Origin of the sequence: Bradyrhizobium sp. SZCCHNR1093 (assembly GCF_032381175.1) — a bacterium.
GTDB lineage: Bacteria > Pseudomonadota > Alphaproteobacteria > Rhizobiales > Xanthobacteraceae > Bradyrhizobium.
On sequence record NZ_JAUHJJ010000006.1, the window covers coordinates 125,120 to 147,724 of the forward strand.

18 protein-coding genes are annotated in these 22,605 nt (G+C 66.0%); 4 read left to right on the plus strand and 14 right to left on the minus strand.

All coding sequences use genetic code 11. The annotated features are described in order from the left end of the window. Positions 1-13: 13 nt before the first annotated feature. Genes QX070_RS20645 through QX070_RS20675 form a run of 7 tightly spaced genes read right to left on the minus strand, consistent with a single transcriptional unit; the run spans position 14 to position 6,484 of the window. Positions 14-1,417 carry an alginate export family protein gene (locus QX070_RS20645; protein ID WP_315738864.1) on the minus strand — a complete coding sequence of 468 codons (1,404 nt, stop codon included), beginning with the start codon at positions 1,415-1,417 and terminating at the stop codon, positions 14-16. Positions 1,418-1,447: 30 nt separating this feature from the next. Continuing rightward, positions 1,448-2,338 (minus strand): glyoxalase, encoded by an 891-nt coding sequence (locus tag QX070_RS20650; RefSeq protein WP_315738865.1) that lies wholly within the window; start codon positions 2,336-2,338, stop codon positions 1,448-1,450. Between the two features lie 26 nt (positions 2,339-2,364). Beyond that, entirely contained in the window at positions 2,365-2,790 is a 426-nt protein-coding gene (locus QX070_RS20655) for a DoxX family protein (protein ID WP_315738866.1), read from the minus strand. Between the two features lies 1 nt (position 2,791). Further along, on the minus strand, positions 2,792-4,669 hold the full coding sequence (locus QX070_RS20660) for an amidohydrolase (protein ID WP_315738867.1): 1,878 nt from the start codon (positions 4,667-4,669) through the stop codon (positions 2,792-2,794). Then, complete coding sequence (locus QX070_RS20665; RefSeq protein WP_315738868.1) at positions 4,666-4,953, minus strand: XapX domain-containing protein; 288 nt, start codon at positions 4,951-4,953, stop codon at positions 4,666-4,668. Before QX070_RS20665 ends, QX070_RS20660 begins: the two co-directional genes overlap by 4 nt. 14 nt (positions 4,954-4,967) lie before the next feature. Then, complete coding sequence (locus QX070_RS20670; RefSeq protein WP_315712755.1) at positions 4,968-5,612, minus strand: hydrolase; 645 nt, start codon at positions 5,610-5,612, stop codon at positions 4,968-4,970. Positions 5,613-5,659: 47 nt separating this feature from the next. Beyond that, positions 5,660-6,484, minus strand: coding sequence for an alpha/beta hydrolase (locus QX070_RS20675; protein ID WP_315738869.1), 825 nt, complete (start codon positions 6,482-6,484; stop codon positions 5,660-5,662). Between the two features lie 139 nt (positions 6,485-6,623). Between QX070_RS20675 and QX070_RS20680 the strand changes: the two genes are divergently transcribed. After that, the gene (locus tag QX070_RS20680) at positions 6,624-7,697 is read left to right on the plus strand and encodes an AraC family transcriptional regulator (RefSeq protein WP_315738871.1); all 1,074 of its coding nucleotides are present in this window, start codon (positions 6,624-6,626) and stop codon (positions 7,695-7,697) included. A gap of 6 nt (positions 7,698-7,703) precedes the next feature. Here the strand turns inward: QX070_RS20680 and thiD are convergent, their stop codons facing one another. Further along, a complete protein-coding gene (thiD, locus tag QX070_RS20685; RefSeq protein WP_315738872.1) occupies positions 7,704-8,504 on the minus strand; it encodes a bifunctional hydroxymethylpyrimidine kinase/phosphomethylpyrimidine kinase in 801 nt (266 codons plus the stop codon). Between the two features lie 121 nt (positions 8,505-8,625). Between thiD and QX070_RS20690 the strand changes: the two genes are divergently transcribed. Beyond that, positions 8,626-8,871: an Lrp/AsnC ligand binding domain-containing protein gene (locus tag QX070_RS20690; protein ID WP_172112765.1), complete on the plus strand. Its 246-nt coding sequence runs from the start codon at positions 8,626-8,628 to the stop codon at positions 8,869-8,871. 373 nt (positions 8,872-9,244) lie between these two features. Further along, positions 9,245-10,309 carry a helix-turn-helix domain-containing protein gene (locus tag QX070_RS20695; protein WP_315739129.1) on the plus strand — a complete coding sequence of 355 codons (1,065 nt, stop codon included), beginning with the start codon at positions 9,245-9,247 and terminating at the stop codon, positions 10,307-10,309. Here QX070_RS20695 and QX070_RS20700 read toward each other — a convergent pair. Further along, positions 10,263-12,785 carry an EAL domain-containing protein gene (locus QX070_RS20700; protein ID WP_315738873.1) on the minus strand — a complete coding sequence of 841 codons (2,523 nt, stop codon included), beginning with the start codon at positions 12,783-12,785 and terminating at the stop codon, positions 10,263-10,265. The two genes, QX070_RS20695 and QX070_RS20700, sit on opposite strands and share 47 nt — an antisense overlap. Before the next feature lie 237 nt (positions 12,786-13,022). On the opposite strand from QX070_RS20700, the gene QX070_RS20705 reads away from it, so the two are divergent. Beyond that, positions 13,023-14,183: an ABC transporter substrate-binding protein gene (locus QX070_RS20705; RefSeq protein WP_315738874.1), complete on the plus strand. Its 1,161-nt coding sequence runs from the start codon at positions 13,023-13,025 to the stop codon at positions 14,181-14,183. A gap of 26 nt (positions 14,184-14,209) precedes the next feature. On the opposite strand, the gene QX070_RS20710 is transcribed toward QX070_RS20705, so the two are convergent. The 5 genes from QX070_RS20710 to QX070_RS20730 form a co-directional block, all read right to left on the minus strand. After that, positions 14,210-15,130, minus strand: coding sequence for a cytochrome c (locus QX070_RS20710; protein WP_315738875.1), 921 nt, complete (start codon positions 15,128-15,130; stop codon positions 14,210-14,212). A gap of 150 nt (positions 15,131-15,280) precedes the next feature. After that, positions 15,281-15,730 (minus strand): cytochrome c, encoded by a 450-nt coding sequence (locus QX070_RS20715; RefSeq protein WP_315738876.1) that lies wholly within the window; start codon positions 15,728-15,730, stop codon positions 15,281-15,283. 130 nt (positions 15,731-15,860) lie between these two features. After that, positions 15,861-18,170: a xanthine dehydrogenase family protein molybdopterin-binding subunit gene (locus tag QX070_RS20720; RefSeq protein ID WP_315738878.1), complete on the minus strand. Its 2,310-nt coding sequence runs from the start codon at positions 18,168-18,170 to the stop codon at positions 15,861-15,863. A 150-nt stretch (positions 18,171-18,320) separates the two neighbouring features. Beyond that, on the minus strand, positions 18,321-19,850 hold the full coding sequence (gene murJ / locus QX070_RS20725) for a murein biosynthesis integral membrane protein MurJ (RefSeq protein ID WP_315738879.1): 1,530 nt from the start codon (positions 19,848-19,850) through the stop codon (positions 18,321-18,323). 1,597 nt (positions 19,851-21,447) lie between these two features. After that, a complete protein-coding gene (locus QX070_RS20730) occupies positions 21,448-22,599 on the minus strand; it encodes a DegT/DnrJ/EryC1/StrS family aminotransferase (protein ID WP_315738880.1) in 1,152 nt (383 codons plus the stop codon). Between the last annotated feature and the right edge of the window lie 6 nt (positions 22,600-22,605).

Consider the following 22,605-nt stretch of genomic DNA (forward strand, 5'->3'; position numbering starts at 1 on the left):
CTACCTTCGTTGTTTAGAGCGCGTATTTCAGCTCGATGCCGATGTAATCGCTATCGTGGCCGCCGGCGCGGCGCAGCGCATCACCGATCTTGTAGTGCACGGCTTCCAGCGCGCCGGTGAGATTGGCGCTGAAGCGATAGTCGGCGCGCAGCTGCGCGTAGACGCCGGACCATGCGCTGCCCCGCCCGGCCGTGCCGACCACTGCGACATTGGGCTGGACGTAGATCGCGTCCGCCGTCGTCGCGCGCCATTGCAGGCCGATGGCCGCCATGAACGACAGATCGGTCGCGGGTTTCACCGTCAGCGACGGCTTGAGGTGGACCAGGTTGGTGTAGCCGGTGAAGCCCGCGAGCGTGAAGTAATAGCCGTTCGGGAACAGCGGATTGAAGGTCTCGATCCTGCTGTCGCCGGGATGGCGGTCGCCGGAGGCGCCGTCGAGCTGAAGGCCGATGCGCGGCTGCCAAGCCAAATCGGCGAAGGTGTAGCCGGCGCGCGCCCCGGCGCCCCAGGCGCGGATCTGCTTCGTCCCGACCGAGCCCGCCTGCCCCATCGCCTCGAGATCCCAGTCGAAGCCCGCCAGCTTGCCGGCGAAGCGGATGTCGAGCACGTGGCGCTGCTCGGCACCCGCTGCGTCGAGGAAGCGCGCATTGTCACGCTGATAGTAGGAATAATACGACGACAGCTCGTTGGTGCCGAGCACCTGGCGCTCGATTCGGAAGGTGTGGAACAGGAACGATCCGTTCGACGTATCGTCGAACGGGCGCACCAGATTGTATTGCACCGGCTGGCTGACGAACCCGATGAAGCGCCATGGGCCGCTTTCCCAGTCGGCCCACAGCGCGTCGAAGGACTGGCGCACGTTCGGCCCGTCGCGCGACGAGACGAAGCGCTGCAGGTCGAAGTCGAAATCCTGGCGCCCGACCCGGGCCTTGAAGGTGCCCTTCTCCGTCGCATTGACATAGGCGAGGAAGGCGAGCCGGAGGTCGAGCGGGTCCTGGTCGACGGACGTGATCTTGGCCTTGCCGAAGGCACGGTCGTCCTCCAGCTGGACGAACAGCTGCCAGTGCTCGTTGAGATGTGCGTCGGCATGGATCTGCAGCCGTTGCAGGACATGCTGATCGGGTTTCGTTCCACCGATGCCGAAGCTCGCGGCATCCAGGCTCTCGAACCGCTCGCGCAGGTTCATGCCGAACGAGACGTAGCTCTGCGGATGATCCTGCTGCAGCGGGATGTACTTGATCGGATCTGATGGCGCCGTGCGCAGCGCGGGATCGGCGAGCACCGACCAGTCCTCCTGCCAGCGGTTGGTACGGATCGCCGGACGTGAGGCGTTGTCCTCGGCGAGAGCTGACGTGGCCGCACATAGCGCGCCGAGCAGCGCGCTCGCGACCACCGTCTTTCTCAGGACCCACGCCATCCGTCACCTCTCGGGAATCGCAGCAATACCCTACTTCGACGGCGCATGAATCTCCGCGACATAGCCGCCGGGAAACTGCACCACCGCCTGTTCGCGCTTATCCGAGGTGAAGGGTTCGACCAGCACGGTCGCGCCTGTTGCTTTCGCCTTGTCGAGGGTCGCCTTGAGATCGGCGACCTCGTAGCCGGTCATCTCGCGCCCGAACGGATATGGCAGATGGCCGTCGGTCACGAGCACGGTCATCCGCCCGAACACCGACTCGATGCGGAGGCGCCGATAGTGATCGTTGGGACGACCGATCTCGACCCCAGGCGCCTTGGGGTCCTCAGAGACGACCTTGCCCTTGGAGAAGCGCAGGAAGGCGCGCGTGAAGGCCTCGACGCGATCGGGCGAAACATAGACGCGGTTGTCGGGAACGGTCTGGAACGCCGCGTAGGACGGCTTCGTCGTGTGCCAGTACAATTGCATGTTGACGCCACCCGGCCACTGGATCACCGCATCACGGCCGATCGGATCGGGAAACGGCGCAACCACCACGTCGGCGCCGGCGGTCCTGGCCGCCTTGATCGCCGCGTCCAGATCGGTGACGAGATAACCGGTGCGCTCGGCGCCGAATGGGTACGGGATTGGTGTCTTGAAGCCGAACAGCGAGACGGTCCCGACCGGCGTCTGCAGCAGCTGCGAGGTCGTGCTGCTCGGAGCAGGCGTCACCGTCGCAACCACCTGCTTGGTGCTCAGGCCGCCGAAGGTGGCGAGGAAAGAGGTAGCGAACTTCTCGACGTCGTCGGGCGCGACATAGACATGCGTGGTGTCGTATTGCGCGCCCACGCCGATCAGCGGCGCCGCGTCCTTGGCGAGAGCGGGCGCGGCGAGCAGCGTGGTGGCAATGACGGCACCGAGCAGATGACGGGAACGGACCATGACGACCTCGAATGAGCAGATGTGGATCAAGCGCGGCGCGCGCGCCAGGAGATGATCGAGACGAGCACGAGGCCGGCGATCAGGCCGAGATGCTCGAAGAAGGCGTTCAGCGCCATGAAGCGCTCATGGCCGGCCATGTGCCAGAAATCATTGGCGGTGAGCATCGCAACGAGCGTGAGCACACCGAGCGCGCCGGAGCCGAGCCAGACGAACCTGTTCGCGATGACGAGCACCGAGCCGATCAGCTCGACGGCGATCGCGGCCGACGCCCACAGCGCCGCCGGCTGCAGGCCGAAATGCGCCTGCTCAGCGATGGCGCTTGGGAAGTCCATGAACTTCTGGACGCCGCCGATCAGATAGGCTGAAACCAGCGCGACCCGCGCCGCGGGCCACAGCCAGCGCCAGTCGAGCACCGCGGCGATCGGCCGCGGCGTGTCGGACATCCCCGCCATCTCAGACCGCCCAGCAGGCGCAGCCGAGCGCGCCCCAGAAGCTCTTGAGATCGGAGACCGGCAGGCTGGAGGACCATGCCCGCGCGTGGTCGTGGCCATGCATGCCGCACGCGCTGGCGCAGCCGCACATCTGCATCGCCTGGGCGCGGACGGTGCCATCGTCGCCCTTTTCCAGCCAGGCGCCATAGCCGCCGAAGCGGCGCACCGGCGACCAATCCGGCATCGCCGGCGGCGGAGCCGCGTCGTCCAGCGGCTTGAACGCGGCGGCTGCGTAGACGATGCGGCCACCGACCATGGTGAGGTCGCTGGTGATGTCGGCGATCTCGGCCTCCGCACAGGAGAAGAAGTCGCGATCCGGCACGATCAAATCGGCGAACTGCCCGACCGCAATGCGGCCCTTCCTGCCTTCTTCGTTGGAGAACCAGGTGACGTTCTCGGTCCACATCCGAAGCGCCGTCTCGCGATCGAGGCAGTTGCGCTGCGGATACAGTCGCAGGCCGCCGACGGTGCGGCCGGTCACCAGCCAGGACAGCGAGACCCACGGATTGTAGGAGGCGACGCGCGTCGCATCGGTGCCGGCGGAGACCTTGACGCCCTTGTCGAGCATCGTCTTCACCGGTGGCGTCGCCTCCGCCGCGCCAAAGCCGTAGCGCTCGACGAAATACTCGCCCTGATAGGCCATGCGGTGCTGCACGGCGATGCCACCGCCGAGCGCGGCGATACGGTCGATCGACTGGTCCGAGATGGTCTCGGCATGATCGAAGAACCAGTGCAGCCCGTCGAGCGGGGTATCCTGATTCACCTTCTCGAACACGTCGAGCGCGCGCGAGATGGTCTCGTCATAGGTCGCGTGCAGCCGCCACGGCCACCTGTTCTGGACCAGGATGCGCACGACCTCCTCGAGCTCGCCTTCCATCTCGGCCGGCATGTCCGGTCGCGGCACGCGAAAGTCCTCGAAATCGGCGGCCGAGAACACCAGCATCTCGCCGGCGCCGTTGTGGCGGAAGTAGTTGCTGCCCTGCTTGTAGGACGAGCTTTGCGTCCAGCGCAGGAAGTCGTCCTTCTCGCCCTTCGGCTTCTGCGTGAACAGATTGTAGGCGAGCCGGATCGTGAGCTGGCCGTCATCGGCGAGCTTCTGGATCACGGCATAGTCGTCCGGATAGTTCTGGAAGCCGCCGCCGGCATCGATGGCGCCGGTGACGCCGAGCCGGTTCAGCTCGCGCATGAAATGGCGCGTGGAGTTGAGCTGATAGTCGAACGGCAGCTTGGGGCCCTTTGCGAGCGTCGCATAGAGGATCGCGGCGTTCGGCTTCGCGAGCAGCAATCCGGTCGGCTTGCCCTGGGCATCGCGCGCGATCTCGCCGCCGGGCGGCTCTGGCGTGTCCTTGTCGTAGCCGACGGCGCGTAGCGCGGCGCCGTTGAGAATGGCGCGATCATACAGATGCAGCAGGAACACCGGCGTGTCCGGCGCGACCGCGTTGAGCTCATCGATGGTCGGCATCCGCTTCTCGGCGAACTGGTGCTCGGTGAAGCCACCGACCACGCGCACCCATTGCGGCGGCGGCGTGATCGCGACCTGCGCCTTCAGCATCGCCATTGCGTCAGCGAGCGACCGCACGCCGTCCCAGCGCAGCTCCATGTTGAAGTTGAGACCGCCGCGGATGATGTGCAGGTGATTGTCGATCAGGCCCGGCAGCGCGCGCCGGCCCTTCAGGTCGATGATCTTCGTTCGGGGACCGGCGAGCTTCATCACGTCCTGCTCGTGGCCGACCGCGGTGAAGGCGCCGCCCTTGATCGCCACCGCGCTCGCCGTGGGATTGGACCGATCGAGCGTCGTGAACAGGCCGCGATGGAGGATGAGATCGGGGTAATCGGTCATGAGGCCTTCTCATTCTGCGCGGTAGAATTGGTCGTCTCTGCCCGGCCGTGGTGGCCGGGCAGCAGGCCGAAGATGTGCGTGGCGCAGGCCGCCTTCTGCCACGCGGCAGCAAGCGTGGTGCCGTTCAGGAGCTGCTTGCCCACGGGGATCACCTGCTCTCCGACGAGGATGCCGAGCAGGCCGACCAGCGCCACCAGCGGCGGCGCCGGCGAGCGGACCTGAAGCAGGCTGTAGATCACGCCGACCAGCAGCCCTGCCCCGAGCGAAAACAGATAGATCTTCATCGTTCGTCCCGGGACTACTTGGCCCCGCCCTCCGAGGCGTGCTCTCCAAGCGCCCATTTGGAGAAGCGGATCTGGATGCCGTAGGGCGAATGCGCCTTCAGGATCTCCATCATGCCGTCATAGGTCTCGGCACGCGCCCAGTCCTGCTGCAGCTCGAAGGCGAACTGGCACGAGGTGATCGGCACCGCGCCGGCCTGCACCGCACGGTCCATCGCCCGGTTGTGCGCTTCGAGCGACAGGTCGCCGCAGGCATCGGCCGGGATGTAGATCTCATAGCCTTCGCGCAGCATGTCGAGCGTCGGGAACAGCACACAGGCCTCGGTCCAGAGTCCCGCGATGATGAACTTCTTGCGGCCGGTCGCGGCGACCTGCTTGCGGAAGCCGGCATCGAGCCAGGAGTTCATCGCCGTGCGGTCGACGATGTCGTGCTCCGGAAACAGCTCGGTCACCTCCGGCATGAAGGGACCGGAGAACGAGTCCTTGGCGACCGTGGTGAGCACGGTCGGGATCTTGAACAGCTTGGCCGCCTTGGCGACGATCTGGATGTTGTTGAAGACGCCGAGGCGATCGTGCGACTGCACGCCTTGATACATCGCGGGCTGATAGTCGATCAGCGCGACCGCGCAGTTCTGCGGGGTCAGCATTTCGAGCTTCGACATGAGAATCTCCGTGACAGATTTGTGATGCGGAAGGACGCGCGAGGGCGTCAGCCCTTGATGAAGGCCAAGAGGTCAGCGTTGATGGTCGCGGCCTCCGTGGTCGGCATGCCGTGCGGAAAGCCCTTGTAGGTCTTCAGAGTGCCGTTCTTCAGGAGCTTGGCCGACAGCGGCGCGGAATCCGCGTAAGGCACGATCTGGTCGTCCTCGCTGTGCATGACCAGCACGGGCAGCGTGATCTTCTTGAGATTCTCGGTGAAGTCGGTCTGCGAGAATGCGACGACGCCGTCGTAGTGCGCCTTGGCGCTGCCCATCATGCCCTGGCGCCACCAGTTCTGGATCACGGCCTCGGACGGCTTGGCGCCGGGCTTGTTGTAGCCGTAGAACGGCCCAGCGGCGACGTCGCGATAGAACTCCGCGCGGCGCGTGGCGACCTGGGTCTGGAAGTCGTCGAACACGGACTTCGGCAGTCCGCCCGGATTGGCCGCGGTCTGGACCATCAGAGGCGGCACGGCAGCGATGATCGCCGCCTTGGCCGCGCGGCTTTCGCCGTGACGCGCCAGATAATGCACGACCTCGCCACCACCGGTCGAATGGCCGACATGGATCGCGCTCTTGAGATCGAGATGCGCGGTCAATGCCGCGAGATCGTCGGCATAATGGTCCATGTCGTGGCCGTCGGCGACCTGGGCCGAGCGGCCATGGCCGCGGCGGTCATGGGCGACGACGCGAAAGCCGTGATTGAGGAAAAACAGCATCTGCGCATCCCAATCATCCGCTGACAGCGGCCAGCCATGGCTGAACACGATCGGCTGGCCGAAGCCCCAATCCTTGTAGTAAATCTCTGTGCCGTCATTGGTTTTCAGAACGGGCATGATTTTCTCCTGCGCGCCAGCCATGCGGTCGCACAACGAATTTCGTGTCGCGATCGCCAATGCCCGGTGCTATGCAATCTCATGTGCATCTGCACAATGACCCGAGGAGGCCAAAGCACTGGCTCCAGAAGGCCAAGGGATGGCTCAGCAGATTCGAACCACATCGTCGTCCTGGATGCGCGGCGTCGCGACGACACTGAACGAGCAAGGTCTGGATGCGGCCGCGCTGTTCGCCGAGGTCGGCCTGTCGATCGACGATCTCGACGATTGCGATCGCCGCTGGCCGACCGAGGCACTGAGCCGGTTGTGGGTGCTGGCGGCGGAGCGTTCGGGCAATCCGGACATCGGGCTCGCCAAGCTCGATGCGCCGCGGCCTGACAACTATGGCGTCGCCGGCTACGCCATGATGTCGAGCCCCACGCTTCTCGCCGGGCTGACGCGCCTGATCCGCTACATGTGCCTGGTAAGTGACGCCGTCACCATCACGCTCGAGCAGGGCAATGGCGGCCGCTGGGTGCGGACCGACGTGTTCGGCGGTGAATGCCCGATTCCGCGGCAGCGCTACGACTACGGCGTCGTCAATCTGCTCAATCTATGCCGGTGGATGCTGGACCGTCGCTTGACGCCGCTCGCCACCCGCTTCTCGCACGCTGTGCCGCTGTCGATCGCGTGCTACAACAGGGCGTTCCAGTCCCCGCTTGAATTCGATGCACCGTTCAACGGCTTTCTGGTATCGGATCAGGATCTCGCCTGCAAGCTGACCACCTCGGCCCCCGAGCTCGCCGCGATCCACGATCGCATCGCCGGCGAGGCGCTGGAGCGGCTGGTCACGGCCGACACCGCGTACCGCGCCCGCATCGCCATTGCCAAGCTGCTGCCCGACGGCAGCCCGTTGCGCTCGGCCATTGCCGCCGAGCTCGGCTTGAGCGATCGCACCTTCCAGCGCCGGCTCGCCGATGAAGGCCTCTCCTTCAGTGATCTCGTCGATGTCACGCGGCGCGAGCTCGCCCAGCGCCATCTCGCCGATTTCCGCATGACGCTCACCGACATCGGCTATCTGCTCGGCTATGCCGACCAGAGCACCTTCTTCCGCGCGTCCAATCGCTGGTTCGGCGAATCACCAGGCGAATATCGCGCCCGCGTGATGGGGGGACATCAGCAGGAGATCGCCGCCGCGCGGCTGATGCGCACGGCTCGAACCAGAATCGGGTGATCTCAATCAGTAGAACCGGTACAGATGATGCACCGGGCCGTGGCCATGCCCGACGGTGAAGCGCTCGGCCGCCGCGATGGCGCCGGAGATGAAGGCCTTGGCATTGCGCACGGCCGCCTCGAGGCTCTCGCCCTTCGCCAGCCCGGCGGCCACGGCCGACGACAGCGAACACCCCGTGCCGTGGGTGTTCTTCGTGTCGATGCGCGGCGACGCCAATGCGATGCAGCCATCCGCGGTGATCAGATAGTCGGTGCTGTCGGTGCCCTGCCCGTGGCCGCCCTTGATCAGCACGGCCGGACAGCCGAGCGCGAGCAGCCGGCGGCCTTGCGCCGCGATCGCCTCGTCGGAGGTCGCAACCGGCTCGTCCAGCAGCGCGGCCGCCTCGGGCAGGTTCGGCGTGATCAGCGACGCCCGCGGGATCAGCCCGCGGCGCAGCGCGTCGATCGCATCCTCCGGCAACAGCCGGGCACCCGACGTCGCCACCATCACCGGATCGAGCACCACATGTGACGGCGCCCAGCGCGCAAGGCTTGCGGCAATGGCGTCGGCAATCGGCGCCTGCGCCACCATGCCGATCTTGACCGCGCCGACGGCGAGGTCGTCGAACACCGCATCGATCTGCGCGGTGACGAAATCGGGGGGCACCAGGTGCACCCCGGTCACGCCCTTGGTGTTCTGGGCGGTCAGCGCCGTCAGCACCGAGGCGCCATAGACGCCGAGCGCCGCGAAGGTCTTGAGGTCGGCCTGGATACCGGCTCCCCCGGAGGAATCCGAACCGGCGATGGTGAGTGCGACGGGGGTGCTCATGCCCCTTCCTAGCGCGGGCCGGCCGCGCCCGGCAAGCAGGCCCGGCCACCGGAGAAAGCGTATCGACTTCGCCGGAAAACGCTATATTGAGGCGAAAGATGCCTTCCGGAGACAGCCCGCAATGGTTCCCTTCTTCGTCCAGATCAAGTGCAAGCTTGGCCAGTCCTACACGGTCGCCAATGCGCTGGCGGAAGCCGAGATCGCCTCCGAGATCTACTCGACGGCGGGAAATTATGACCTGCTGGTGAAGTTCTACGTCGACAATGCCACCGACATCGGCCACTTCGTGAACGAGAAGGTCCAGGTGCTGCCGGGCATTCAGGACACCCACACCATCATCACGTTCAAGGCCTTCGGCGCCACCTAGCGACGAGCTCGTCCAAGCCCGGGGACGGCCTGCCCGTCGGCCACCTGCCTCACGACAAAGGCGCCCGTCGTGACCGACGGGCGCCGAGGTCCTGAAAATGAGTCAAGCATGGTTTCGTCATGAAAGACGGTGGGCGGCCGGAGGGCCGTGTCCGCCAGTGCGTGTCAGCAGGCTGAAAAGCCGGACCTTTCGATCGCGAGGGGTCATGGGGGGACCGTCGAACGGCCCGGCTTTCCTTTCGGGCAACTTGGCGATAGGCGTCTATAACCGGTGCGCGGAGCATCGGGTCAAGGCGGGCGACCGATCCGATACGGTCGATCAAGAAGTTGAGACGAAAACTCAAGAATGACTGCGGCGCCGTGTGAAGAGTGAGATCAAAGCCGTTTCGTCCCTGCTGCCGAGCTATGGCTTTTCCGCCGAGCAGATGGACACCGAGACCAACATTGCCGCGTGGCGTGAGGCCACGTCGACGTTCTTCGAGGTCGACGAGCTCGCGGCCGGCGAGGCCGCTCCGTTCCGGGCGGACGTCCTGTCCTACGCGCTTGGCTCCGTCCTGCTCGGATCGGCCCGTGCGAGCGGCCAGCGGTTCCGGCGATCGGCCGAGACCGTCGCCCGCAGCGGCGTGGATCACATCATCCTGCAGCTCTACGTGAACGGCAGCTATGAGGGCGTCGCGGGCGCCTCGCCGATCCGGGTCGAGGCCGGCGACCTCTGCGTGCTCGATCTCGCCCAGACACTCGAAACGCGCGCGACGCCGTTCGAGAACGTCACGTTGGTGGTGCCGCGTCCGATGTTCGATGCGCGCCTGCTGCAGGTCGACGACCTGCACGGCCTGGTGCTGCCGCGCAGCGGCGCGCTGGCGCCGCTGTTGGCGCGGCACTTCGGCGCACTGCTCGACTATGCGCCGCGCATGAGTTTCGACGAGTGCCAGGCTGCGGTCGAGGGCACGATCGCACTGATCTCGGCGTGCCTGCGCGGCGAGCTCGAACGCCGCGATGCCGACCGCAGCGTGACGCCGGACGCCTCGCTGCTCCGCGTCCGCCAATATATCGAAGCGCGGCTGTCGAGCCCCGAACTCAGCGCCGACGCCGTGGCGCTGCATTTCGGGATGTCTCGCGCGTCGCTCTATCGCCTGTTCGCGCCGATCGGCGGCATCGCCGACTACATCCGCCGCCGCCGACTGCACCGTGCGTTCTTCGATCTCGCGGGAACCGGATCGCGGGCGTTGCGCATCAGCGAGGTCGCGCGGCGCTGGCAGCTCGGGACCGATGCGCATTTCACGCGGCTGTTCAAGACCGCCTACGGCATCACGCCGAGCGCCGCGCGCGAGGCCGCCATGCTGGGCTCGCCACGCCTGTCGGTCGACGCGGACGCCGAAACCGCCTCGCCGCTCAGCCGTTGGATGCGAGGGATAGCAGCGCCCCGGACCGGGGAATGAGCGCGACGACGGCCGCCGAGTGCGGATCGTCGTCCTCGGTTGCGCCGTCCTCAGATGCGTCTTCGGCCGGCTGCGGCTCGTCGGCCTCGGACGCAGCGCGCGCGATCTCCAGATGCTGCTCGAGCTGCTCGACCGGCATCGGCCGGCCCAGCAGATAACCTTGCGCGAAGTTGACGCCGAGCGAGCGCAGTTGCACCAGCTGCTCTTCGGTCTCGACGCCTTCGGCGGTGATCTGGATGCCAAGCCCCCGCGCCAGCGTCACGACCGAGGAGATGACGGCGGCACTTTCGTTGCGCACGCTCAGATTGGCGACGAAGGACTTGTCGATCTTGATCTTGTTGAACGGGAACGCCGTCAGCGAACGCAGCGACGAATAGCCGGTGCCGAAATCGTCGAGTGCCAGCGAGATGCCGAGGCCCTTCAGCCTGTCGATGAAGCTCTCGTTCTCGGCCGCGCGCTCCAGCAGCACCGACTCCGTGATCTCGATCTCGAGACGCTTCGGATCGAGGCCGGACCTCGCGAGCGCCGACTGGATGACGTCGAACAGTTCCGCCTGCTTGAACTGGACGGGCGACAGATTGACGGCGATCTTGACGTCGTCCGGCCATGCGGTGGCGTCGTCGCAGGCGCGCCCGATGATCCATTCGCCGAGCGGCACGATCAGGCCGGTCGACTCCGCAAGCGGGATGAACTTGTCCGGCGGCACCAGCCCCTTGACCGGATGACGCCAGCGCACCAGCGCCTCGACGCCGCGCCGCTCGCGCGTCTCGGCGTCGTAGAACGGCTGATAGTGCACCTCGAACTGGCACTGCGCGATGGCGTCGCGCAGATCGCCCTCGAGCGTGTTGCGCGCCTCGAGCTCGGCCGACATCGCATCGTCGTAGAGCGTGTAGCAGCTGCGGCCGGCGGATTTCGAGCGGTAGAGCGCGAGATCGGCCTTCTTGAGCAGGTGCTCCTGGTCGCGGCCGTGCTGGGGCGCGAGCGAGATGCCGATGCTGGTGCCGATCTCGACCCGTTGCCCGGCGAGCTGGAACGGCTCGGCGATCAGCTTGGTGATGCGCTGAGCAAGCTCGATCGCGGCGGCGCGCTGGTCGGCGGATCCGGCCTGGATCAGGGCGAACTCGTCGCCGCCGAGCCGGGCCAGCACGTCCTCGTCGCGCAGTTGCGATCTCAGCCGCTGCGCGACCTGCACCAGCAGCTCGTCGCCGGCGCCATGACCGAGTGAATCGTTGACGTTCTTGAAGCGGTCGAGGTCGAGCAGGAAAACGGTGAAGCGGCCGTTCTTCTCGTCGTTGATGCGCTCCATCTCCTCGAGGAAGAAGGCGCGGTTCGCGAGGCCCGTCAGCGCGTCGGTCTGCGCCAGCTCGAGCACGCGGCGATTGGCGAGCGCGAGCTGCAGGGCGTTGCGGCTCGACAGCGCGAGATACACGGCGAGGAAGATCGTCGTCGCCATGCCGGCCGCATACAGCGCCAGCGCGCGATTGTGGCTCGCCATCAGGCTGCCGCCGGCGGGCGCCGCCTGGAACACCCAGTCGGCATCGCCGATGCGCAAGGTCGTCGACCAGATGCTGGGGTCCGCGGGCCAGCGCTGCGGGTCCACGCCGGAGGCGTTGATCACGCGTTCGGGCGGCAGAAGGTTGATCGCAAGCGCCGGACTGTTGGGATTGTTCGCGCGCACCGACTGCAGCAGCGTCGGCAGGTCGAACACGCCGATGATGAAGCCGCTGAGATTGCGCCGGCGGTCGGCGACCGTCGTGCGCGACGTCCCCTTGGCGTAGACGGGGATGCCGATCATCACGGCGTTGTTGCGCTCGTTCTGATTGATCAGGTTCTGACGCGTGCGCAGCGCGCCGATCACGTCGTAGTCGCGCGACTGCTCCAGCACGGCGCGATGGTCGGGAATGCTCCAATAATCGAGACCGTAGACCGGGGAGGTCTTCGCCTCGGTGGAGAAGTAGACCGGATAGTATTCGTCGCTCTCCGGCGCCACCGTGCCGTCGGGATAGGACTTGATGCGAAAGGCGGGAACGCCATCGGTGATCGCCGCCGCCTCGTATTCGCCGCGCTCCTTGCGCTTGATCCGCGGCAGCCAGGCCAGGCGGAGCATGCCGCGATGCGCCTCGAACAGGCGCGCGCTGAAGGTCTGGTACTCGCTGCGGGTAATGTCGTCGTTGGCGGATTCGAAGCGGGTGCGCAGCGCGGTCAGCCGGCTGACATATTCGTTGACGCCGTTCTGGACCAGGATCGCCTGGGCCTCGGCCACGCCTTCGAAATCGGTGCGCGCCAGCCGGTTTTCCCAGCGTCCCACGGCAACCGTCCCGACGACCGACAGCACGACGCCGACGCATGCCGCGATGATCGCAGGGCGATAAAGGCGGTATCGCGATAACGACGCGCGCAGCCTCTCCCGCCCGCTACCGCTGCGAGCATCATCCTTTTCCGGCAGCGTCGGTGCGCTGTACTCTTCAACCTGCAATATGGCCCCCGCCAAACGGCTGCCCCTCACCACGATGCGGCCGATGCTGGCCGCGGTAAGTTAAGGACGGTCAAAGATGATCCGTTGTGGAGTACCAGAAACCGGGGCTTGGTTAACGGCTGACTGTTGAGGGCCACCCAAAACGCGATCAAGCGCGGGCCACGTCCTTAGCGAGGTCTTCATTCAACACGCCTAGACTGAGTTGTCATCCAGCGTACCCGTGCATCGAAGATCGCAATGAACTGGTTTTCAAGCCTTCGGATCTCCATCGTTCTCATCCTGATCGCCGGCGTGCTCCCGCCCGGGCCTGCGCGCGCCGACGAGCTCGGCGTCACCAACGACTCCATCATGTTCGGCCAGGTGGCGGCGCTGGAAGGCCCGTCGGCCGCGCTGGGCCAGGCGGCGCGCCAGGGACTGCTGGCGGCCTTCAACGAGCTCAACGCCAAGGGCGGCGTCTACGGACGCAGGCTCAAGCTGGCGAGCCGCAACGACGGCTACGATCCCGATCGTTCGGTGGTCGAGACCATCAAGCTGATCTACGAGGATAAGGTGTTCGCGCTGATCGGCGCCGTCGGCACGCCGACCGCGATGGCCACCGCTCCGATCGCGGCGTCGAACGACGTCCCCTTCATCGGGCCGATCTCGGGCGCCGAATTCCTGCGGGCGCCCGAATTCCAGAACATCGTGAACATCCGCGCGAGCTACGCGGCCGAGGCAGAAGCCTCGATCAAGTACCTCACCGAAGAGCTTCACCTGACCCGGATCGCGATCTTCTATCAGGATGACGCGTTCGGCCGCGACGTGCTGGCCGGCGTGAAGACACATCTCGATCGCCGCGGCCTCGAGCTCGCGGCCGAAGGCACGTTCGAGCGCAACACGCGCGCGGTCGGCGCGGCGCTCAAGGTCATCCGGCGCGCGGAGCCGGAAGCGGTGATCCTGGTCGGCACCTACGGCCCGTGCGCCGAGTTCATCAAGATGGCGCATCGCAGCGGCTTCAACCCGACCTTCACGGCGGTCTCCTTCGTCGGCGGCAACGCGCTCGCCAAGGAGCTCGGCCCGGAAGGCCGCGGCGTCATCGTCTCCGAGGTGGTGCCGTTTCCGTGGGACACCGACCTCCGCATCGTCGCCGACTATCAGGCCGCGATGAAGACGCTCGATCCGAGCCAGACGCCGGACTTCATCGGGCTCGAGGGCTACATCACCGGCCGCCTGGTGGCCCGCGCCCTGGCGATGACCGGGCCTAACCCGACCCGCGCCGAGCTGCTGCGCATCATCAACGAGGTCGGCCAGTTCGACATCGGCGGGCTGGTGGTCAGCTTCGGCAACGCGCGCAAGGAGAATCCACCGCCGGTGTCGCTGACGGTGATCCAGAGCGACGGCAGCTTCAAGCCGATCTGATCCGCGTTGCGCACCGGCCGAACTGATCAGCCCGCGGGCTTCTTCGGCTTCGGCGGGCCTTCGACCGGCGGCAGCGATTTCAGATACACCGCCATCGCCTTGCGATCCTCGGGCGTGAGCTGCGAGGTGTTGCGGATCACCCGCGCCATCGAGCCGCCGGCGCTGTCGCCGTCGGGCAGCTGTCCGGTCTCGAGGAAATAGCTGATGTCGCTCTCGCTCCAGTCCGATAGGCCCTTCTGGGTGATGTTCGGCACGAAGCCCTGACCTTCCGGATCGGGCCCACCCGCCAGACGCTGCGCCGAGACGATGCCGCCGAGCGCATTGCGCGGGCTGTGGCATTCGGCGCAATGGCCGAACGTATTGACCAGATAGGCGCCGCGATTCCACTCCGCCGGGCGCGAGGCGTTGGCGGCAAAGAGCTTGTCACCGAAGAACAAGAGCTTCCAGACCCCGACGGTGCGGCGGATGTTGAACGGGAATGGCATGTCGTGCGCGCGCGAGGCCCCGGCGACCGGCGGCAGCGTCTTCATGTAGGCGAAGAGATCGCGGACGTCGTCGATCTTCGCGGCCGCGTAGGAGGGATAGGGAAACGCCGGGTAGTAGTGGCTGCCGCCCGGCGACACGCCCCTCACCACCGCATTGACGAACTCGGCCTCGCTCCAGCGCCCAATGCCGTCAGTAGGATCGGGCGAGATGTTGGGCGCGTAGAACGTGCCGAACGGCGAGGTCAGCGGCAGCCCGCCGCCGAGCTTCAGTCGATCCGGCTGGTTCGGGACGGCATGGCATGACGCGCAGCCGCCAATGTTGAACATCTCCTGGCCATTGGCGAGATCAGGCGCCCGTGTCGCCGCCGCGAGCACCACGGTCGACGGGCTCGTCAGCCACCAGAATACCGCAAGGCCCGCGGCACCGAGCACACAGACAGCAAGCAGAAGGCGTCGCAACATGGTCGCTCCGTCACGGCGGGGAGGATGTCGTGGTTTTCGCCGCAAGCTCCAAGGCGTCGGCGGCGATCGATACGACAGGACGCTCGGGCGCACAAACAAACGGGGCGAACGCGCAGCACGCGTTCGCCCCTCGCATGAGATCACATCAGGTCAGCTGGCCTTGAGCCGGAAGGTCTCGTGGCAACCGCCGCACTCCTTGCCGATCGCCGGCGCGGTCGCCTTCAGGCTGTCGAGATCCTTGATCTTCGCCTTGGCCTCGGTGACCACCTTGGCGAAGCTGTCGATCTTGGTCTTGAAGCCGGCATGGTCTTCCCAGATCTTCGGCGACGGGCTGTAGTCGCCCTCGAACTTCGCGCCCTTGACGCTGGCGGGATACATCGTCGGCAGCTTCTTGGCCGTCTCGTCGAGCTGCGCCAGAGCGGCATTGACCGCGGCCTGGTCGTACGGCTTCTCGCCCTTCACCATGGCGATGAGAACACCGCCGAGGTTCTTGGCGTTGGCCTTCATCGTGTCCTGGCTATGCTTGACCAGATCCTGCTGTGCCATCACGGCGCCCGCCCCTAGCAGCAAAGCTGCGACAGCCACGACAGTCCGCTTCATCAATTCGCTCCTTTGTTGTCACAATCCCGTCCAGCCCACCTGAACGGGTCGCTCGGTTAGATCAACCCCTCAGCCCGCGGATTATTCCGGAATTGAGGCGGATATCGGAGAGGCTACGGAGGGAGAGTACTCAGAGACTATGACGGCGATGCTGCTCCCGGATCGCAATCCAGACGCGCTCCGGGGTCGCCGGCATGTCGATGTGATCGATCTTGTACTCGCGCCAGAGCGCTTCGACGATCGCATTGACCACAGCCGGGCAGGAGCCGATCGCGCCCGCCTCGCCCGCGCCCTTGACACCCATCGGATTGGTCTTGCAGGGCACGTTGTGGGTCTCGAAGGTAAAGGACGGCGCGTCGGCGGCACGCGGCAGCGCGTAGTCCATGAAGCTGCCGGTGACGAGCTGAGCGTCGGAGTTGCTGTAGACCACCTGCTCCATCAGCGCCTGACCGATGCCCTGCACCGCACCGCCATGCACCTGGCCGGCCAGCAGCAGCGGATTCAGCGTCACGCCGAAATCGTCGACGATGACGTAGTTGACGATTTTGATGATCCCGGTCGCCGGATCGATCTCGACCTCGGCCACATGCGTGCCGTTCGGATAGGTGCCGTCGGCGCTGGCGAAGGTGGCACTGCCGTTGAGCTTGGCGGGATCTGTGCCCGGACGCTTGGCGAGATCGGCGAACGAGATCGCACGGTCGGTGCCGGCGACGCGGATCACGCCGTCCGCGATCTCGAGATCGCCGAGGCCGGCCTCGAGCGCTTCGGCGGCGATCTGCTTGAGCTTGTCGCCGAGCTCATGGGTGGCGCGCTGCACGCTGACGCCGCCGGAGGGAATCGAGGCCGAGCCGCCAGTGCCGAGGCCGGTCGCGATTTCGGCCGTGTCGCCCTGGTGGATGTGGACGCGCTCCGGCGGCAGGCCGAACTGCTCGGCGACGATCTGGGCATAGGCGGTCTGGTGGCCCTGCCCGCTCGACTGCGTGCCGATCAGGATGGTGACGTCACCATTGGGATCGAGCCGCACATTGGCGGTCTCCTCGCCCATGGTGCCGCAGACCTCGACATAGCTCGCGAGCCCGATGCCGCGGATCAGCCCGTGCTTCTTGGCGGCCTTGGCGCGCTTCGGAAACTCCTTCCACTGCGCGATCTCCATCGCGCGCTTGAGATGCGCGTTGAAGTCGCCGGAATCGTAGACCTTGCCGGTCGCGGTCTTGTAGGGCAGCGCGCGCGGCGGAATGAAGTTCTTGCGCCTGATCGCATCGACGCTCATGTCGAGCTTGCGTGCGCAGGCATCGACCAGACGCTCGATGACATAGGCCGCCTCGGGGCGGCCCGCGCCGCGATAGGCGTCGACCGGCACGGTATGGGTGAAGATCGTGCGCACCCGGCAGTGGAAGGCCTGGATGTCGTAGAGCCCCGGCAGCATGCCGGCGCCGCCATGCGGGATATAGGGCGCGAAGGTCGAGAGATAGGCGCCCATGTCGCCCATCAGGTCGACGTCCATCGCGAGGAACTTGCCGTCCTCGGCGAGCGCCATCTTCGCGGTGGTGACGTTGTCGCGGCCCTGCGCGTCGCCCATGAAATGCTCCGAGCGGTCGGCGGCCCAGCGCACCGACTTGCGCAGCCGCTGCGCGGCGACCGCGAGCAGCGCATATTCCCGGTAGGGAAACAGCTTGGTGCCGAAGCCGCCGCCGACATCGGGGCAGATCACCCGCATCTTCTCGGTCGGGATCTTCAGCACGTTCTGGCAGAGAATGTCGCGCAGGCGGTGGCTGCCCTGGCTGCCCGCCGTCAGCGTCAGATGGTCGCGCTTGGTGTCGTATTCGCAGACCGCGGCACGCGTCTCCATGAAGCTCGCCACCACGCGCGGATTGACGATGCGGATCTCGGCGACCGCATGCGCTTTCGCAAAGGCGGCCTCGACCGCGGCCTTGTCGCCGATCGCAACGTCGAACAGGACGTTGCCCTTGTGCTCGGCCCACACCTGCGGCGCATCCGGCTTGATCGCATTCACGACGCCGGTGACTGCCGGCAAGGTCGTCCATTCGACCTTGATCGCCTCCAGCGCGTCGCGCGCGTGATCGAGCGTATCGGCAACGACGAAGGCGATGGCATCGCCGACATGGCGCACCTCGTCCTTGGCAAGGATCGGATAAGGCGGCGCGGTGAACGGATCGGTTTCGAGGTTGAACAGGCAGGGCAGCCCACCGAGCTCCGCGGTGTCGGCGGCGGTCAGAATCAGCGCCACGCCCGGCAAGAGCCGCGCCTGGGTGACGTCGATGGTGAACTTGGCATGGGCCTGCGGCGAGCGCAGCACCAGGGCATGCAAGGCGGCAGCCGGCGCCAGATCATCGGTGTAGCGGCCCTTGCCGCGAATCAGCGCGTCGTCCTCTTTCCGGAGAACGCCTTGTCCGACGCCGAACTTGATAGGAGCTGCCATCTGGTTTCACTTCCCGCTTGCATTGTCGCAACTATTGGACGGCATATTGCAGCGGAACGAGGACTCGCGCAAACGCCATATGGCCGGCGCCGCAACACGCGCGGTCAACTCTCGGCAGGCATGCCAGCAAGCGATGCTGCAGCGCAAACCTCAGCGCCGCACCAGCGCCTTGAGCCAGCGCGGGCCGAACAGAACGAGAATGGCGCCCGCATAAATGACGGCGCCGACGATGATCAGCAGACCGAGAACGGCTTCATCCTGCATGCGGCCGAGCGATGCGAGATGGGTCGATGCCACGAAGGCCGTCGCCCACAACGTTGCCGCGAGCACCACGCCAGTTCCAGCAAATTTCATCAGCGACATGGTGAGCCGCCGATCGAAACGCAGATAACCCTTGTGCACGGCGAAGCCGAGCACCAGCAGCAGGTTGATCCACGCGCCGACAGCCGTCGCCAGCGCAAGACCGACCTGCGCGAGCGAGCCCATCAGCAGCACCTTGAGCACGACGTTGGCGGTCAGCCCCGTGAGCGAAGCCTTCACCGGTGTGGCGGTGTCCTTGCGCGCATAGAAGGTCGAGACCGCGCTGCGAATCATCACGAACGGAATGAGCCCCACGGCATAGGCGGCGAGCGTCGCCCCCGCCGCCGCCGCATCGCCCTTGGTGAAGGCGCCGCGCGCGAACATCGCCCGCGTAATCACGTCGGGCACGGCGAGGAACGCGGCGACGAACGGCACCGAGAACAGCAATGTGAACTCGAAGGCGCGGCGCTGCTGCTCCATGGCGCCCTCTTGGTCATTCGCCGTCAGCCGCCGCGACATCTCCGGCAGCAGCACCGTGCCGATGGCGATGCCGATGACGCCGATCGGCAGCTGGTTGAGACGATCGGCGTAATACAGCGCCGAGATCGCGCCTGCCGGCAGGAACGTCGCGATGATGGTGTCGGCGAACATCGCGACCTGCGTGCCCATCGAGCCGAGCGTTGCGGGACCGAGCGCCTTGAAGAAGGCGCGGATGTCATCGTCGAGCTTGAGCGGCGCAAAGCGCGGCAGCCCGCCATGGCGGGCGAGATCGCCGGCGAGCAGGACATATTGCAGGAAGCCGGAGATCAGCACGCCCCAGGCGGCGGCATGACCGACGCCGGGAAAGAACGCCGCCAGCGCCAAGGTCGCCATCATTGCGAGATTAAGGAAGATGGACGCCGCCGCCGCGCTGGCGAAGCGCTGCATCACGTTGAGCATGCCGCCATACAGCGTCACCAGCGTGATCAGCAGCAGGTAGGGAAAGGTGATCCGCGTCAGCGTGATCGCCAGGTCCCGCTGCACCGGATCGTCGGTGAAGCCGGGCGCCAGGATCGTCATCGCCTGCGGCATGAACACCCAGGCCAGGATCAAGAGCACGATCTGCGAGGCCAGCAGCAGCGTGAAGATGCGGTCGGCAAACAGGCTCGCCGAGACCGGCCCCTTCTCGCCATGGACATGCGCATAGGCCGGCACAAAGGCGGCGTTGAACGCGCCCTCGGCGAAGATCGCCCGGAAATGGTTGGGCAGCCGGAACGCAATGAAGAAGGCGTCGGCCACCGGCCCGGCGCCAAGAATCGCCGCCAGCATGATGTCGCGGGCAAAGCCGGTGAGCCGAGACAGCAGCGTATAGCCGCCGACCGTGAAAATGCGTCCGAGCATGGGGGGCTTCTAGAGCATTGGGCGGGGAGTTTGAAGCGGAACGTCCGTTCTTGCCGCGTGCGGCCAAAATGCGGCGCCCTGTCGCGCGCCCCCCGTCCCGCTTGAAGCAACGGCTAGCATGGATTTCTGGGGCCAGCGGGCGCCGGCTGGAAACCTGTCCCCGCTTGCAGCAGGTTTTCGCACATGGCGATCTGCATATTGCGCCCGTTTGCTTCCCCATCGCCCCAACGGCTAGACCATAGCATCGGACCGTTCAGCGGAGGGCTACCAAAAAAGATTATTGTTGGCGAATCGTTCAGTTCGTATTTTCCACGGCAAATTGACTGGTTCAGCCACAAGTGCGTTAGGGTCGGGTTTGCTGACAGCTTTGGTCGCAATCATTGGTGCAGTAAGCATGACGTACGCAGAGTAATGGACAACATGGAAGAAGATAAGGCCGTTCAGGCCCGTAGGCCGGATTAGTTAGTAGCGGAGCGTAATCCGCCACGCTCGTTGCGAACACCAATAAATGTCGCGTCATCGTCCATATCGTCGACAGTGGTATGCGGACGTAACCAGCTCACACATTTTTGCGCGCAATATTAGGCATGCCATGACGGCGGATTACGCTCCGCTAACCGGCCGCGCCGAAAACTCATTTCGCGAGCCAGTTCAAACGCATATCCCTATTCAGCCCTTCTCTGAAAAAGATTATCTTTCTTTTTACCAGAAATCATGATTGTATGCCGCCGTCCCGCTTCGATCAGAGGGGCGCTTCGCGGTCGTCACGGACGTTGAGGCGGGATGCGGTGGGTGTGTCGATGTTGCAGCGTGGTTCGCCATGCCGACGAACGACATCGATGCGCACGGTCAAGTCGCGTGGTCCTGGCATCCCGACGCTGATGCCAAGTCGGTGCTGATGCGCAAAGGCGCAGTGCCGATGACGGTGGCCAAAAAGCCCGGAGCACCGGGGAGAACGCGAAGCAGCCGTTCCAACCATCGCGCGGGGAATGCCGGGATGTCTCGGCTGAACCTGTGGTACCTGCCGCCTGCATTTTTTTCCGCAGGCGGGCCATGGGTGCGGCCAGCGCCCGGCATTCCCCGTGCCCTCTTCGAGGAGAGGGTGGGTCCATCGGCAAAGCTCGGACGCGAAGATGCGCCGCGAGAGAGCGGAGTCATGTCTCACCGCCGTCATTGCGAGGAGCGCAAGCGACGAAGCAATCCAGAGTCGCGCATGGGGACTCTGGATCGCTTCCGCCGTCGCCCTTCGGGCTATGGCGGACAAGTCGCTTCGCTCGCAATGACGGTGAATATGCCGATCCCGCGTCAGCACGTGCGACGCCGGTGGGGAGGCGAGAGGCGCGCTTCCCACTCCGCTGTCATCCCGGACAAGCCGGCCGACGCGAAGCGGCGGCGGGCGCAGATCCGGGATCCATACGCTGTGCAGCTGGTGGGGTGCGCGGAACGGGCCGCCTGCCCGTTTCGGAGATCACGCGGTATGGGTCCCGGCGTTCGCCGGGACGACAGTGTTGGTTGGGACTGTCGGCGGGGCAGACCGCCCGCCGGGGCTGTGAGCCGCGCCGCTGCAAGCGGCGTGACGTCAACGATGCCTTATGCCTCAGCCCTGAAGTGCGCCGCGGACGACGTCGATGATGCGAGCCTGGGTCGGCTCGTCGAGATAGGCGTGCATCGGCAGGCTGATGACGTCGGCGGAGAGCTGCTCGCTGACCGGCAGGCCGCCATCGGCGCTGGGGAAGATGCGGTAGGCGGTCTGCTGATGCATCGACTTCGGATAGTAGATCGCGGTCGGAATGCCCTGCGCCTTCAGCGCCGCGGCGAAGGTGTCGCGGTCGATGCCCTTGGGCAGGCGGATGGTGTATTGCGCCCAGACCGAGGTGCAGCCCTCGGCGAGGCGCGGCACCTTCACGACGTCGGCCAGCGCGGCCGTGTAGCGCTCGGCCACCTTGTTGCGCGCGACGATCTCGTCCTCGAAGATCCTGAGCTTCTCGATCAGGACCGCGGCCTGGATGGTGTCGAGCCGCGCGGTGAGGCCGAGGCGGACGTTGTCGTATTTGTCGCTGCCGCCGCCATGGGCGCGCACGCTGCGCAGGCGCTCCAGGAGGCCGGCATCGTCGGTGAGGATGGCACCGCCGTCGCCGAAGCAGCCGAGCGGCTTGGCCGGATAGAAGCTGGTGGCGGTCGCCAGCCCGAAGGTGCCGATGCGGCGGCCCTTGTAGCTGGCGCCGAAACCCTGCGCGGCGTCGTCGAGCACGAACAGGCCTTCGTCCCCAGCGATCGCGGCGACCGCATCGTGGTCCGCGCTCTGTCCGAACAGGTCGACCGGGATGACCGCCTTCGGCTTGAGACCGAGCCGCTTGGCGGTTGCGATGCCGCGGTGGAGCGAGGCCGGATCGATGTTGAAGGTGTCCTCCAGCACGTCGACGAACACCGGCGTGGCGCCGGTCAGCGCCACGGCTTCGCCGGTCGCGCAGAAGGTGAAAGACGGGCACAGCACGGCATCGCCCGGGCCGATGCCCTGGGCCATCAGCACCATCAGCAGCGCGTCGGTGCCGCTGGAGCAGCTCACCGCGTATTTGGCGCCGCAGAATTCAGCCAGCTCCTTCTCGAGCTGGATGATTTCGGGGCCGCCGAGAAACTGGCAGTGCGCGAGCACGCGGGCGACCGCCTCATCGAGCGACTTGCCGAGCCGCTGGCGCTGCGCGGCGGTGTCGATGAACGGAATGGGCTGATGGCGCAGGTGCTGGTTCATGAGCTC

What these genes read in the sequence shown, in the direction of transcription:
- QX070_RS20675 (WP_315738869.1), bottom strand. Translation starts at nt 6,484, where the DNA reads ATGCCCGTTCTGAAAACCAATGACGGCACAGAGATTTACTACAAGGAT.
- QX070_RS20690 (WP_172112765.1), top strand. Translation starts at nt 8,626, where the DNA reads ATGGTTCCCTTCTTCGTCCAGATCAAGTGCAAGCTTGGCCAGTCCTAC.
- QX070_RS20660 (WP_315738867.1), bottom strand. Translation starts at nt 4,669, where the DNA reads ATGACCGATTACCCCGATCTCATCCTCCATCGCGGCCTGTTCACGACG.
- QX070_RS20730 (WP_315738880.1), bottom strand. Translation starts at nt 22,599, where the DNA reads ATGAACCAGCACCTGCGCCATCAGCCCATTCCGTTCATCGACACCGCC.
- QX070_RS20715 (WP_315738876.1), bottom strand. Translation starts at nt 15,730, where the DNA reads ATGAAGCGGACTGTCGTGGCTGTCGCAGCTTTGCTGCTAGGGGCGGGC.
- QX070_RS20710 (WP_315738875.1), bottom strand. Translation starts at nt 15,130, where the DNA reads ATGTTGCGACGCCTTCTGCTTGCTGTCTGTGTGCTCGGTGCCGCGGGC.
- QX070_RS20655 (WP_315738866.1), bottom strand. Translation starts at nt 2,790, where the DNA reads ATGGCGGGGATGTCCGACACGCCGCGGCCGATCGCCGCGGTGCTCGAC.
- QX070_RS20720 (WP_315738878.1), bottom strand. Translation starts at nt 18,170, where the DNA reads ATGGCAGCTCCTATCAAGTTCGGCGTCGGACAAGGCGTTCTCCGGAAA.
- thiD (WP_315738872.1), bottom strand. Translation starts at nt 8,504, where the DNA reads ATGAGCACCCCCGTCGCACTCACCATCGCCGGTTCGGATTCCTCCGGG.
- QX070_RS20670 (WP_315712755.1), bottom strand. Translation starts at nt 5,612, where the DNA reads ATGTCGAAGCTCGAAATGCTGACCCCGCAGAACTGCGCGGTCGCGCTG.
- murJ (WP_315738879.1), bottom strand. Translation starts at nt 19,850, where the DNA reads ATGCTCGGACGCATTTTCACGGTCGGCGGCTATACGCTGCTGTCTCGG.
- QX070_RS20650 (WP_315738865.1), bottom strand. Translation starts at nt 2,338, where the DNA reads ATGGTCCGTTCCCGTCATCTGCTCGGTGCCGTCATTGCCACCACGCTG.
- QX070_RS20645 (WP_315738864.1), bottom strand. Translation starts at nt 1,417, where the DNA reads ATGGCGTGGGTCCTGAGAAAGACGGTGGTCGCGAGCGCGCTGCTCGGC.
- QX070_RS20705 (WP_315738874.1), top strand. Translation starts at nt 13,023, where the DNA reads ATGAACTGGTTTTCAAGCCTTCGGATCTCCATCGTTCTCATCCTGATC.
- QX070_RS20680 (WP_315738871.1), top strand. Translation starts at nt 6,624, where the DNA reads ATGGCTCAGCAGATTCGAACCACATCGTCGTCCTGGATGCGCGGCGTC.
- QX070_RS20665 (WP_315738868.1), bottom strand. Translation starts at nt 4,953, where the DNA reads ATGAAGATCTATCTGTTTTCGCTCGGGGCAGGGCTGCTGGTCGGCGTG.